Source organism: Chryseobacterium sp. 'Rf worker isolate 10' (genome assembly GCF_050753305.1).
Classification (GTDB): Bacteria; Bacteroidota; Bacteroidia; order Flavobacteriales; family Weeksellaceae; genus Chryseobacterium.
This window is the reverse complement of the sequence record NZ_JBOZOF010000002.1, coordinates 716,910-729,988: the sequence shown is the minus strand read 5'-3', so window position 1 is coordinate 729,988 and position 13,079 is coordinate 716,910. Positions and strand designations below refer to the sequence as shown.

The window sequence follows — 13,079 nt, the reverse complement described above, 5'->3', positions numbered from 1 at the left end:
TTTTAAATCTTTTAATGTTTAAATTTTAAAAGTTATTTTTGTACAAAACTCATAATATGCCTTTAAAAGCTGTTCTTTTCGATATGGATGGTGTGATTGTAGATACAGAGCCACTGCATAGAAAAGCTTATTTCAAAACGTTTGATGAACTGGAAATTGCTGTTTCCGAAGACCTGTACACCTCTTTTACCGGAGCTTCCACCAAAAGAGTTTCTGAAACATTGATTAAAGAATTTAATTTGAATCAGACTTATGAAGCCATCGCAGGAATCAAAAGGTCTCATTTCAAAGATTTTTTTTATAATGATGATGAATTTGATTTAATTCCAGGGGTTAGGCAACTGATTGAGCATTATCACGAAAACGGAATAAAGCTTATCCTCGCTTCTTCTGCTACGATGGTAACGATCAATATGGTTTTTGAAAAGTTCGGACTGGAGAAATATTTCAGCGGGAAGATCAGTGGTGCAGATTTAAAAGAATCAAAACCTCATCCTGAAGTTTTCTTACTGGCCGCCGAGATGTCGGGAGAACCTGTTGAAAACTGTATGGTTATCGAGGATTCTACCAACGGAATTCTGGCTGCCCACAGGGCTAAAATCTTCTGTGCAGCATATAGAAGCCCACATTCAAAAAACCAGGATTACACTTTGGCAGATACTGTAGTTTCTGATTATGAGGAATTGGAACTGGATAAAATTTCAAAATATTTTTAAATAAAAAAGCTCTCAGAATAGTTTCTGAGAGCTTTTGTTTTGTATACGTTTGGCTGAAGCCAATTGATTTTTTTCTTGATTAAAAACGGACTTCCTTCGTCTAAGCTCAGGATAATTACCCGTTCCTATTGATTATAACATTATTTATAACCAAGAATTTTCAGTATATCTTCCGGTTCCTGTTTTTCGCGGAAAATTTCGTATTGTAATTCACCATTTTCATCTTTCTGGATCAGGACGTGTCTCGGCTGAGGCATTAAACAGTGATGTACACCACCGTACCCTCCGATGGTTTCCTGATACGCTCCAGTGTGAAAGAATCCGATATACAAAGGTTTTGTATCACTGAAAACAGGTAAATAAATCGCGTTGGTATGCTGTTCCGAATTATAATAATCGTCTGAATCACAAGTCAGTCCTCCAAGGAAAACTCTTTCATAAGTATCTTCCCAACGGTTAAGCGGAAGCATAATAAAGTGTCTTGAGATTGCCCAGGTATCAGGAAGAGTAGTCATGAAAGAAGAATCAATCATATTCCATTTTTCTCTGTCATTCTGACGTTTCTGAGAAATGATTTTGTAAAGGTTCGCTCCACTTTCTCCAACGGTAAAGCTTCCGAACTCTGTATAAATATTAGGTTCCTCTACTCCTTCTTCTTCACAGAATTTTTTGATCTGAGACACAATCTCTTCTACCATATACTGATAGTCATAATCAAAGTTCAGAGAAGTTTTGATTGGGAAACCACCGCCAATGTTCAGTGAGTCCACTTCAGGAGCAATTTTCTTCAAACGTGCATATACACGAAGACATTTGTATAATTCGTTCCAATAGTAAGAGGTATCTTTAATCCCGGTGTTGATGAAAAAGTGAAGCATTTTCAATCTTGCATTCGGGTGTTCAGCAATCTTCTGGCTGTAGTAAGGGATGATATCTTTATATCCGATTCCTAATCTTGAGGTATAGAATTCGAACTTCGGTTCTTCCTCTGATGCAATTCTGATCCCAATATTAAAGGTTGAATCTATACTTTCTGTAAGTTTATCCAATTCTCTGTAGTTATCCAGAATCGGAGTAATATTTTCAAAACCACTGTTGATCATATCTGAAATTTTTGTCAGATAATCATCCGTTTTGAAACCATTACAGATTACTTCAATGTTTTTATCTACCTTCTCTTTTTCATAAAGAGATTTTACAATATCCATATCATAAGCAGAAGATGTTTCTATTGAAATATCATTCTTCAAAGCTTCTTCCAATACGAAATTGAAATGACTGGATTTTGTGCAATAACAGTAGGTATAATTCTTTTTATATCCGGTTTTTTCAAAAGCTTCTTTAAACCAGCTTTTGGCTTTCTGAATATTTTGAGAAATTCTCGGCAGATAGCTAATCTTTAGCGGAGTGCCAAATTGTTCAACTACATCCATCAATGGAACGTCGTGAAACAACAAATTGTTCTCAGATACATTAAATTCCTCAGTAGGGAAATACAATGTCTGATCAATAAGTTCCGAGTACTTTATTTTCATTTCTAAACAAGTGAATTAAGAAATGCAAAATTGCTAAAAAAGTTTGATTTTTAGGTGTTAAAATTATTATAATTTTAATTTAGGACTCAATATTAAATCTCACAAAAATTTATCTCTGATAATCAATAGGTAAACTTTTGAATATACTCGCTTCTTTTGGTGTCCGAAATCCCTAATACCTGCTGAATATAAGCATCTGCAGACCCATACTTTTTGTTGATCTCCTCAAAAGCAGCATCAAGGTATCTTTTTTCTACCCAGCTCAGCTTTTCCAGCACCTTCAAATCCATTTTTGGATAAAGGAAATGCAGGTTATTGGCAAGACGGAGTCTCTTCTGAACAAGGTCTTTTCTGTAGTTATTGGATAAAAGATATTCGTTGTAAATAGTTTCTTTATTAAATTTAAGGATTGTAAGAATTAATGCTGTTGTAATTCCTGTTCTGTCTTTTCCGGCTGTACAGTGATAGAGAATCGGATCTTTGGATTCCAGAATTTCTGTAATGATCCTCTTTATTGTTTCCGGATTTTCTGTAACGTATTCACGGTAGAAATCGATCATTCTTTTATTAGCATCGGAAGCATTTACTTTGCCTTTAAGAACCAGTTTTCTGGCTTGAGCCAGCTGATCTCCCTCATCTTCAAACGCTGAATATTTTTTATAAACCATTTCTAAAGGCAGCTGATCCGGTTTCTCAGAAATTTCTTTTGAATTTCTAAGATCAATAATTTCTTTGATCCCCAGTTTTTCAAAATCATCAAAAGATTTCTTTTTAAGTTTATTAAGATGAGCACTTCGGTAAAGTTTCCCTTCTTTCAAAGTTCTTCCATCTATATTTTTAATATCCCCTACAGTCCGGAAGTTGGTTACTTTCTTGATCTGAATCACTTTTTCAGTTTCATTTTTTCCATATTCGGGTGTTTCAAAATGCTGCGTTTTACATGAGAAAATACAGCATAATGAAATGGTGAAAACTGATATTTTGATTAGTTTATTCAATGGTTTTTAATACATTTTGGCTAAAGCCGATTGATTTTATTGTTTTTGTTTAAAACGACTTCCTTCGTGTAAGCTCAGGATTATTGTCCGTTTCTATTGATAGGATAGTATTTTAATAGATTGCAGGATATTCTATCGCCTTGATTCCTACAAATAATAAAAGATCTCCTGATTTGTATTCTATGGAAATTTCATCTTCAACAGCAAAATTCCGGGTTCCAATTCTGGAGGTAATGCTTAGACTTTCGTTAGTCAAAGGCCAGTTCAGTCCTTTAGTTGTAATATTATTTGCTGATGGAAACGGGTACAGAGAAATCATTTTATTTTTCATTCCTTTCAAGGTAAAATGACTGGGAATAAAGTAATATTCTGAAAATTCATCATAAAATGTAATTTTCATTTTGTCTTTGAATGCATAAGCAACCGTAAGATTTCCCAGAAAATGATCCTGTTCGCCTCCACTTCCTCCGAAAACATCAATGTCTGAAAAGCCTCTTTCCTGAATAATTTCCAACGCTTTATGAAAATCTGTTTTTTCCTGATCTAACGTAAGGATAAATTTTCCCTCATACATATCTTCATCTGATCCGGAGTGTGAATCAAAATCACCAGAAATAAAATCCAGCTTATCCAGTGGAAAACCCATTCTTTTTAAATAATGGAAAGCACCGTCTGTACAGGCAATTAAGCCATAATTTTCTGGATTAGGTAATGATTTTGGAGCATCTCCGTTGATGAAAAGTAATGCTTTATCTCTCATTCGGGTTCCAGTATTCTTCCGGTTCGTTGTTCAGTTTTGAAATATATCTTGCCAATACAAAAAGATAATCTGAAAGCCTGTTTAAATATTTAATCAATTCAGGACGTACTTCCTCTGATTCATTCAAAAACACCAATGAACGTTCTGCTCTTCTGCAGATGGTTCTTGCCGCGTGTAAAAAAGTAGCAGATTTTCCTCCACCCGGCAGGATAAAATACTGAAGCGGTTCCAGTTTTTCCTCAAAAGCATCCATCCATTGTTCCAGCTCTTCAATTTCTGTTTCTGAAATAATGATTGGAAGACGTGATTTCCCGTTGGCCAGCATCAATTTATCTACAGGGGTTGCTGCTTCTGAACCTACCGTAAATAAATCAAACTGTATTTTCTTCAGCTGTCTCAACACTTCTTCATCTTCGATATGACTTTTTGCAATCCCGATAAATGAATTCAGCTCGTCTATATTTCCATAACTGTCCACTCTTGCACTGGCTTTGGAAACCCTTGTTCCGCCGTATAATGCAGTCTGACCTTTATCTCCTGTTTTCGTATAAATTTTCATACTACTAAAATACTTTTTTTTATACAATGTAAAAAGTAAAATGCAGTAATAGCTTCTTATTCTATTTGAAAAAACATTCCCTGACATTATTCTTAATGTCAGGGAATGTTTGCATAAGTTGGTTTTATATCTTTTGAAATTGCTTTCACTTTGTTAAGCATGACAAAGCAAATTCCAATTCCTTTATTTATAGATTAAAAAGTATAATTAACATTCAGCTGAAAAGTTGTTCCGTTAAATCCAAACTGATTGACCTCCCAAGGATACTTAAACCTTCCCCCAAGATCTGTTACTACATCTCCTTTGCTGTCTATCACATCCGGATAAATATTAAATAAATTATTTACGACTCCGGAAACTTTAAGGTCTTTAGTGATTTTATATGTCAAAACTATGTCTGTAACCACCTTACCAGAAAAGGTCTGATCTTTGGCAGGATCAGTGGCGTGCTGCCATGTAACAGAACCAAAGTAAGTATTATTAAGATTAAAATTAAACTTTGAAATATCATACGAAAGGCTAAGAATAGTTTTTGTTTTTGGTCTTGCAGTCATAATTCTGGACTGTTCTTTTCTGTCAAAAAAGTTTTCTGAGTAACCATTTTGAGCCAAAATAGGAGGAACCGCAATATTATCTACTATTTTTGTTTCGTTATAATTGAAAGCAGCAATAATTCCCAATCTTCCTTTGCCAATAGCAGAAGTATTATAATTAGCTACAAAATCTACCCCTTGAGTAACAGTATTTACAGCATTGGTGAAAAACTTCAGGGAGGTTATTTTATTATTATTTAATATTACTTCCACAGGGTTTGTTAGATCAGGACTCCCCGGAGCTCCGGTTTTGTACCCAATATCTCCTGAGAAAAGGACTCTGTCTTTAATTTTTATTCTATAATAATCTGCTGTGATCGTCAGGTTTTTAAATGGTTTTACAGCAAATCCCGCAGTAATGTTAAAGGCTTTCTCAGCATTTAACTTGGGTACCCCAAGATCAGATCTTACAATTTGAGAGTCATTATTAAAAGTACCCTGATTAGCTACCGTATTTCCTGTAATTTTGGTTTGAACATTGGAATAATAAATCTGGTGTAATGAAGGTGCGCGGAATCCTGTAGAAACCGATCCACGGAAAACCAATTTATCGTCTAACAATTTATATCTTGCATTTCCTTTCCAGGAAATATTATTTCCGAAATCACTGAAGTTTTCATATCTCACCGTTCCTCCAATTAACAGGTTTTTTGTAACATCCCATTCAGCATTCAAATAAGCACCAATATTCTGACGGTTTTTATTGACTTCATTTTGAGGCTGCAGTCCCGGAAATGATTCTGCACCACTTCCTATATAAGAGGCTTCCTCTCCTGCCTTCGCTTGATAGTTTTCATTGCGCACTTCAACACCAGCTCCTAACACAAACGTACCAAAATTTCGGTTGATATCTATGTTTCCTATAATATTACTAAACTGATGACCACCTGCTCTAAAACGGGTTGGTGAATTGGCTCCCAAAGATGTATTAATGGTATTTGCTACAGCATAATCTACGGCATTAGAGCCAAAGGTTGCACTCCCATCAAAATTCCATTTTCCAAACATTCCTTTCCACCCGGAGGTTAAATTATAATCGTAAACATCTGTTTTAAATTGCGGTTGAAATCCATTATAAGGTTGTCCTTGTGGAGTTAATAAACCAAAATCTGAAGTTACCCAATAGGGAGTTCTATACAAAGCAAAACTGGTCCCACTTCTGTAAGTTGTACCCCCAAAAGCATAAAATTTGCCTGTTTCACCTGTTGGCAACTCAAAATTGACAAACATATTGCCCACTTTTGTCTCCGGCTGCCCAATAATCATTCCTAAACCGGGATTGGCCTGAGTCCAGGCATTATCCACACCAAAAAGTTCATCTTTTGTAACAGTACCCGCGCGGTTTGTTTTATTTTGGGAAGAATATCCCAATGTAAGATTCAGACTTCCGTTTTTAGCAACCCGGATTCCTGTATTAAAATCTGCTCCGATATTAAAGCCGTCTCCTTTTGAAGTGATCCCTGAAAAAAGATTGACGGTGCTTTTTCCAATACTGTTCTTAAGAATAATATTGATCACTCCTGCAATAGCATCAGAACCGTATTGTGCAGATGCACCATCTCTCAATACTTCTACATTCTGTAAGGCTGCAGATGGAATACTTTTCAGATCCGTACCAACCTCACCTTTTCCCGGTGTATCATTTACATAAATTAAAGCACTTTGATTTTTTCTTTTACCATTAACCAAAACTAATGTTCTGGATGGCCCTAATCCTCTTAAATCTGCAGGATCAAAGTGAGCTGTTGCATCAGAAACAGTTTGCTGTGATGAATTAAAAGAGGGAACGGCATAGGTTAGAGCTTTATCAAAAGTTACCTGCCCTGTGGATTTTAATTGTACGGCGGAAATATTATCAATGGGAATTGCTGAGGTAATGATGGTTCTGGGTTTGGTTCTACCCGTTGTAACCACCACTTCATCTATTTTATTTTGTTTTATGCTGTCCTGAGCATATGCCATTGCACCAGCTCCGCTTAATACTAATGCATAGATTTTTCCATTAAATAAATTATTTTTCATTTCAATTGTTAATTATTCAATAAATCTAGTGAAAAAATTAACATTAAACACAAAAACAAAACATATAATAATAATTCAATTTCATATTTGCCAAAATTGTACCATTTCGTAAAAACAAAAATTAATCCACAAAACATAAGGCGATTTATTAATAACATGAAAAAAAATAAATCAACAACATCATATTTGTATAAAAAAATCAATTAACTAACATCAGAAATAAATATGACTTTATTCGTTTTGATAAGTAGTTTTCAATGGTTTGAGATTGCTTCGCTTATAGCTTGCAATGAATGGGAATAAAAAATGGCCGGGAGAAACCGGCCATATCCAAATTATTTATTTACCTCTACGTATTGTATGATGGTCTGATTTTTTGGGTTGTAGATAATTGTACTACTGTTGGGAAATCTTTTCAGTTTATAATACTGAATGTTTTTATCGGACTTGATATCTTCCAGAATACTTGCATCAAAAGTATTATCAGGAAGGAATTTCGATATAAAACTTATTTTATCTATGATATTCTGTCCATCGATCTTACGGGCAGTTTTATCAGATTTACTTTCATCAGAAGTAGGCTGCCCTTCCAAAAAAGGAAGTAATACGGCAATATCTGCCTTGTATTTAAAAATATAACCTTCAGACCTTCCCGGAATCTTAATTTTCTTTCCTTTTTCTTCAGAAACAATGGAAGCTCCTGTACCAGGAAAAACGGCATTAAACTTAACATCTTCAGAATTGGTTAAAGAATTTATAGATTCATTCACTGTTTTCTTTACCGTTTCTTCCACAGCCTGCTGAGCTTTCTGCTGTACGGTTTCAGTTGTCTTTTGAACAGTTTGGTCGATTTTCTCCTCTATCTTATTGCATGATACTACTAAAAAAGCAGTGACAACAGGCAAAATATACTTCTTCATAATTCTAATAATAGCGATTTTTTTAATAATGCACTACTCATCTAACGCAAAAGTAGAGCCAATATTTGAAGATTAAAAAAATATTTTTTCAATATCAAAAATCCTACTGACAAACTGTTGTCATAATCCTCTCTTACCTTTGTATCAACAACAAACAAAATAAATAACATTATGACAACTACAGCAACAGCCACTAAACAATTCATGACTTCTGAACAGCTATTAACCGACTGGCAGGGACATAGAAATCTTACAAGGAGAGTAATTGAATCTTTTCCTGAAAAAGAATTATTTGAATTTTCAATAGGCGGAATGAGACCGTTTGCAAAACTGGCAGTAGAACTGATCGGTATTGGAGGACCCGCTTTAAAGGGAATTGTGGAAGGAACTATGGAAGCTTATAACGAAGAAGCATTCAATCCAAAAACAAAAGAAGAACTTTTAAAAAAGTGGGATGAACAAACTGACGTAATCAACCATTATTTTAATCTGATTTCTGAGGAGCGTTTTCAGGAAACTTTCAATTTGTTTGGAGAATATGAATTTCCGGTATATCAGAACATTCTTTATTTTGTAGACAACGAAGTTCACCACCGTGGACAAGGATATGTTTATCTTAGAGCTTTAGGAATTGAACCTCCTTTCTTCTGGGAGAGATTTTAATAAAAGTGAAAAGGTAAAATTGCAAAAAGGCAGAAATCCTGAGAAAAATTACATCTGCAATGTCATTTATTAATAGTGATTTTCCTCAATTTAAACAACCCATTATTATTTTTGCGACAAAACAAATTGAGCTTTTTTGCGGTTTTACCATTAGCTTATTAACCATTTCATTTATTTGCCTCAATTAAGTCTTTAAACCTCAACAGTTGTCTTGTTGGGGTTTATTATTGATGTCTTTCGGTCATTTTTATGAGTAGTTCTTTTAAGCGTGTACGAAGACTTTCCGGTTCCAGAACAGTGGCATAGTCTGCAAAAGTGATAAGCCAGCGGGGAAATCCGTCATTGATCCATTCTGTTTCGAAAGTAAGCTCTACTCCATTTTCGGTTTCCACTTCTTCTGTCAGTCCGTAGTATTTTTTAGAATTTACCAGGTGATTCATTATCTTTTTGTCAACCAGAAGTTTGGCTTTAACTTTATTTCCGTTTGATTTTTTACGGTAATCATTTACCTGTCCGTATTCCTGTAAGAAAGGATTCTGTGTTTTTGAAATTTCTAAAATCCTATCGATTCGAAACTGTCTGAAATCTTTTCTCAATGTACAGTATGCCATGATGTACCAAATATTAAACTCAAAAAACATCCCAACCGTTTCGATAGTTCTGTTATCTACCCTTCCGTCTACGGTTTTATATCTTATATTGAGCTGGGTTTTCTCTGCGATACTTTCAAGAATAATAGGAATTACATTTTTAAGAGAGTCTCCGGAATCTGTATGAAAGCTGAAAACATCAATCTGCTTTTCAATATTCTGAATCAGGTTTTTATCAGAATTCCGCAATACCGAGCGTACCTTTTCCATGGCCGCCTGATAATGACTACCCAAACTTTGGTGAGAAAATTTTTGCATCAGTTTTTCAGCAGTAATAAAACTTAAAACCTCTTCTTTCGTAAACATAATGGGAGGAAGTTTGTAACCGTCCATTAAAGAATAGCCGTTACCTGCTTCCCCTACAATAGGAATTCCCGCATTTTCCAGGGTTCTCACATCACGATAAATGGTCCTGATACTTACATCGAACTTTTCAGCCAGATCCTGTGCCCGCACAATAGGCTTAGATTGTAACTGGGTAAGAATGGCAGTTACCCGATCGAGTTTTTTTAGATAGTGATCGTTCATTATGTAACAAAGCTAAAACTCTTTTTTGAGAAATGGAACGGCTTTTTTTATTAATTTTATTTTTCACAAAACAGTCTCTTCTTTATGCTTCATACTCATTTTGTTCAGTTTATTGAAAAAATTTTAAAACCGGAACAGGCAGTGATAGACGGGCTCGTTTCCAGCCTGGAATCCAAAACTTACAGAAAGGGAGATTTTCTGTTAAAAGCTGATGAAACCTGCAAATATTTTTATTTTATAGAAAAAGGATTGGTAAAACTGTTCTTTGATAATGGCGATAAAGATTTTATCATGACCTTTTTTGCTGAAAATGCTTTTTTTGCAGAACTAAGCGGTTTTCTTACCGGACAACCTTCAAAATATATGATCGTTGCTCTAGAACCTACCGAAGTTCTCCGCATACACAGAGACGTCATTGAAGGATTATGCAAAAAATACCATACTGCAGAAACACTTTTCAGTAAGCTTTATTCCAAAGCTCCGGTGAATATGATGGGGAGAATCAGTGAGATGCTGGAAGACGATGGAAAAAAACGCTATCATAATTTCCTGAAACAGAGACCTGACCTTATTCAGCGCATCAGTCTTGGAGATATGGCAGATTATATCGGAATCACCCAGGTTTCTTTAAGCAGAATCAGAGCACAGAAGCTTTAGGGGAATGTTTGCTGGAGGCTGAAAGAGGGTAGTTATTGAAGGTTGAATATATATCATTTACCTAATAGTAACTTCCATCATCCAGCTCCCATCCTCCAGCATTTAAAATCTTTCCTTATAAAATTTATCATTTGTAAAAAAAATCAGGAAAATTACCTTCTACATTTGTCACATAATTAATCACAAAAAACAAATATTATGTCACAAAGAATCAACGCATTTGCGATCGGAAACAAGGCTGTAAATGCACTTCACAACATGGGATTTCAGGTACAGAACTCATCACTTGACAATTCATTTCTGGAACTGATGTATTTCCGTGTTTCACAGATGAACGGATGTGCTTTTTGCCTCGATATGCATTCTAAAGAATTAATGGCAAAAGGAGAAACTGAGCAGAGAATCTTTCTGGTAAGTGCATGGAGAGAATGCTCATTTTATACAGATAAGGAAAAAGCCGGATTGTTATGGGCAGAAACTTTAACAGCTCTGAATGGCAAAGAAGTGAGTGAGGAAATCTATGCAAAAGTAAGTCATTACTTCTCTGAAACTGAAATGGTAGATTTAACAATGGCTGTGATTGCCATCAACAGCTACAACAGGATAAATATTGCTTTCGGAGCAGATGTAGGTGCTTATCAGGTTCCGGAAAAAGCACATTAATCACGGTTATAAAAACTTAAAACTCAGCTTAACCGCTGAGTTTTTCATTTAATTTTCTTTATAAGTATTCACCAGTTTATCGAGATTTAAACTTCGGGCTGAAGCATCAAAAATTTCACGATAGGTTCCTTCTTTATTGTATAATTCATCATGGGTTCCATTTTCTACTACTCTACCCTTTTTCATAACATAAATGATATCGGAATCCAGAATCTGCGACAGCGAGTGGGAAATGATGATAGCGGTTCTTCCTTCTTTTATCGCATCCAGCGAGTTTTTAATCTGCTCAGTGGCTATTGCATCAAGACTGGCTGTAGGTTCATCCAAAAAGATAATCGGAGGATTTTTAAGAAATAGTCTTGCGATGGCAATTCTCTGCTGCTGTCCACCGGAAAGCTGTGTAGCATCGTGCTGATATTGGTCGGGGAGATCTACAATCTGGTCGTGCAGATACGCTTTTTTTGCGGCTTCTTCAATTTCTTCAAAACTGGCATTCATATCTCCATAGCGGATATTATCTTCTATACTTCCTTGAAAAATATGATTTCTCTGAAGTACCAGCCCCAGATCACTTCTCAGAAAAGTATTGTCAAATTCATTAAGATTGACTCCGTCCAAGAGAATTTCCCCGGAATCCGGAAGATAGAATTTACATAAAAGATTAATGACCGTTGATTTTCCAGCACCACTCAATCCTACCAAAGCTGTCGTTTTTCCGTTTTCAATTTTCATGGAAACATCATGTAAAGCTTTTGTACCGTTAGGATATGTAAAATCAACATTTTTCAGTTCAAAAGTTCCTTTGATATCTTTTTCTACAAAACTTCCGTTCGATTCTGTCTCATTGTCTGCATTCAGAATATCGAAATAGCCTTCAGCATAGATCATGGCATCATTCATATCATCATAAATCCTGTGAAGCTGGCGGATGGGTGCTGAAACATTGTTAAAAAGCATGATATGAAGCATAATTGCCCCAATAGTCATCTGCTGATCAAGCACAAGGTAAACCGTTAAGAGAATGATCAAAACCACTCCAAACTGTTCTAAAAAAGTTTTTAATCCATCATAAATAAAGTTGGTTTTTCTTGTAATCATCTGGCTTTCCATCAACTCCATCTGAAGATCGTATTGTTTTTTTCCTTCAAATTTTTCGCGGACAAAACTTTTAATCACCATAATGGAATTAATCAGATTCAACAATCCGGAAGTCTTTTTTTCTCTTTGATTTCTAAGCTGACGGCGAACTCCGTTCAGTTTTTTTGCCTGCAGGGAACTAATATAAAAGTAAATTGGAACAATAATCGTAGAAACGAGTCCTACATATACATTCTGCATGTACATGATGATCAGCGCAATGATTGCATTGGAAAAAAGAGGCAGAATGTCAATAAAAAAGTTTTGAACCAGTTTTGTCAGACTTTCTATTCCACGGTCTATTCTGATCTGTAACTTTCCGGATTCATGGTTTTCATCATTAAAATAAGCCACTCTATAGGTCAGAATTTTATCAATCGCTGATTGTGCCAGCACAGAACTTACATTAATCCTGATTTTTTCACCATAAAATTTCTGCCCGAAATTGATAAAAATATTCAGAAGTTCTTTTCCCAGTAAAATAATAGAAATGATGATGAGAATATGAATTCCTTCTGACATCGGATGTGGAAGATGGGTAAGTTTGGTAACCTCATCTACCGTGTATTTTAAAACAATCGGGTTTACCTGTGCGGCAAGAGCTCCCAGAAAAGTAAGAAACAGTGTTCCGTAAATCATGGGACGATAAGGTCTGATAAATGGAACGAGCTGCTTATA

General features: G+C 35.3%; 12 protein-coding genes. 4 read left to right on the top strand and 8 right to left on the bottom strand.

Going from position 1 to position 13,079, the window contains the following annotated elements:
- The first annotated feature begins 56 nt into the window (after nt 1-56).
- Nucleotides 57-716 (top strand): HAD family hydrolase, encoded by a 660-nt coding sequence (locus LKL37_RS13305; RefSeq protein ID WP_431611033.1) that lies wholly within the window; start codon nt 57-59, stop codon nt 714-716.
- A gap of 140 nt (nt 717-856) precedes the next feature.
- Here LKL37_RS13305 and LKL37_RS13300 read toward each other — a convergent pair whose 3' ends face one another.
- The 6 genes from LKL37_RS13300 to LKL37_RS13275 form a co-directional block, all read right to left on the bottom strand.
- Entirely contained in the window at nt 857-2,251 is a 1,395-nt protein-coding gene (locus LKL37_RS13300) for an arginine decarboxylase (protein WP_129041974.1), read from the bottom strand.
- 122 nt (nt 2,252-2,373) lie between these two features.
- On the bottom strand, nt 2,374-3,249 hold the full coding sequence (locus tag LKL37_RS13295) for a tyrosine-protein phosphatase (RefSeq protein ID WP_431611032.1): 876 nt from the start codon (nt 3,247-3,249) through the stop codon (nt 2,374-2,376).
- 112 nt (nt 3,250-3,361) lie between these two features.
- Nucleotides 3,362-4,009, bottom strand: coding sequence for a thiamine diphosphokinase (locus LKL37_RS13290; protein ID WP_431611031.1), 648 nt, complete (start codon nt 4,007-4,009; stop codon nt 3,362-3,364).
- A complete protein-coding gene (locus LKL37_RS13285) occupies nt 3,999-4,568 on the bottom strand; it encodes a cob(I)yrinic acid a,c-diamide adenosyltransferase (protein WP_105700997.1) in 570 nt (189 codons plus the stop codon). The genes LKL37_RS13290 and LKL37_RS13285 overlap by 11 nt, the downstream gene beginning before the upstream one ends.
- 194 nt (nt 4,569-4,762) lie before the next feature.
- Nucleotides 4,763-7,183, bottom strand: coding sequence for a TonB-dependent receptor plug domain-containing protein (locus LKL37_RS13280; RefSeq protein ID WP_431611030.1), 2,421 nt, complete (start codon nt 7,181-7,183; stop codon nt 4,763-4,765).
- Between the two features lie 335 nt (nt 7,184-7,518).
- Nucleotides 7,519-8,103 carry a hypothetical protein gene (locus tag LKL37_RS13275; RefSeq protein ID WP_431611029.1) on the bottom strand — a complete coding sequence of 195 codons (585 nt, stop codon included), beginning with the start codon at nt 8,101-8,103 and terminating at the stop codon, nt 7,519-7,521.
- A gap of 171 nt (nt 8,104-8,274) precedes the next feature.
- On the opposite strand from LKL37_RS13275, the gene LKL37_RS13270 reads away from it, so the two are divergent.
- The gene (locus LKL37_RS13270; protein ID WP_431611028.1) at nt 8,275-8,766 is read left to right on the top strand and encodes a DinB family protein; all 492 of its coding nucleotides are present in this window, start codon (nt 8,275-8,277) and stop codon (nt 8,764-8,766) included.
- Nucleotides 8,767-8,990: 224 nt separating this feature from the next.
- Here the strand turns inward: LKL37_RS13270 and LKL37_RS13265 are convergent, their stop codons facing one another.
- Nucleotides 8,991-9,944, bottom strand: a complete 954-nt coding sequence (locus LKL37_RS13265; RefSeq protein WP_431611027.1) for a helix-turn-helix transcriptional regulator — start codon at nt 9,942-9,944, stop codon at nt 8,991-8,993.
- An 84-nt stretch (nt 9,945-10,028) separates the two neighbouring features.
- On the opposite strand from LKL37_RS13265, the gene LKL37_RS13260 reads away from it, so the two are divergent.
- Both LKL37_RS13260 and LKL37_RS13255 read left to right on the top strand, forming a co-directional pair.
- On the top strand, nt 10,029-10,601 hold the full coding sequence (locus LKL37_RS13260; RefSeq protein ID WP_431611026.1) for a Crp/Fnr family transcriptional regulator: 573 nt from the start codon (nt 10,029-10,031) through the stop codon (nt 10,599-10,601).
- A 198-nt stretch (nt 10,602-10,799) separates the two neighbouring features.
- Complete coding sequence (locus LKL37_RS13255) at nt 10,800-11,264, top strand: carboxymuconolactone decarboxylase family protein (RefSeq protein WP_431611025.1); 465 nt, start codon at nt 10,800-10,802, stop codon at nt 11,262-11,264.
- A 48-nt stretch (nt 11,265-11,312) separates the two neighbouring features.
- Here the strand turns inward: LKL37_RS13255 and LKL37_RS13250 are convergent, their stop codons facing one another.
- Nucleotides 11,313-13,040: an ABC transporter ATP-binding protein gene (locus LKL37_RS13250; RefSeq protein WP_431611214.1), complete on the bottom strand. Its 1,728-nt coding sequence runs from the start codon at nt 13,038-13,040 to the stop codon at nt 11,313-11,315.
- Nucleotides 13,041-13,079: the final 39 nt, after the last annotated feature.

Excerpts from the sequence above, each read along its gene's own strand:
- LKL37_RS13305 (WP_431611033.1), top strand. The coding sequence starts at position 57 with ATGCCTTTAAAAGCTGTTCTTTTCGATATGGATGGTGTGATTGTAGAT.
- LKL37_RS13300 (WP_129041974.1), bottom strand. The coding sequence starts at position 2,251 with ATGAAAATAAAGTACTCGGAACTTATTGATCAGACATTGTATTTCCCT.
- LKL37_RS13290 (WP_431611031.1), bottom strand. The coding sequence starts at position 4,009 with ATGAGAGATAAAGCATTACTTTTCATCAACGGAGATGCTCCAAAATCA.
- LKL37_RS13285 (WP_105700997.1), bottom strand. The coding sequence starts at position 4,568 with ATGAAAATTTATACGAAAACAGGAGATAAAGGTCAGACTGCATTATAC.
- LKL37_RS13280 (WP_431611030.1), bottom strand. The coding sequence starts at position 7,183 with ATGAAAAATAATTTATTTAATGGAAAAATCTATGCATTAGTATTAAGC.
- LKL37_RS13275 (WP_431611029.1), bottom strand. The coding sequence starts at position 8,103 with ATGAAGAAGTATATTTTGCCTGTTGTCACTGCTTTTTTAGTAGTATCA.
- LKL37_RS13270 (WP_431611028.1), top strand. The coding sequence starts at position 8,275 with ATGACAACTACAGCAACAGCCACTAAACAATTCATGACTTCTGAACAG.
- LKL37_RS13265 (WP_431611027.1), bottom strand. The coding sequence starts at position 9,944 with ATGAACGATCACTATCTAAAAAAACTCGATCGGGTAACTGCCATTCTT.
- LKL37_RS13260 (WP_431611026.1), top strand. The coding sequence starts at position 10,029 with ATGCTTCATACTCATTTTGTTCAGTTTATTGAAAAAATTTTAAAACCG.
- LKL37_RS13255 (WP_431611025.1), top strand. The coding sequence starts at position 10,800 with ATGTCACAAAGAATCAACGCATTTGCGATCGGAAACAAGGCTGTAAAT.
- LKL37_RS13250 (WP_431611214.1), bottom strand. The coding sequence starts at position 13,040 with ATGATTTACGGAACACTGTTTCTTACTTTTCTGGGAGCTCTTGCCGCA.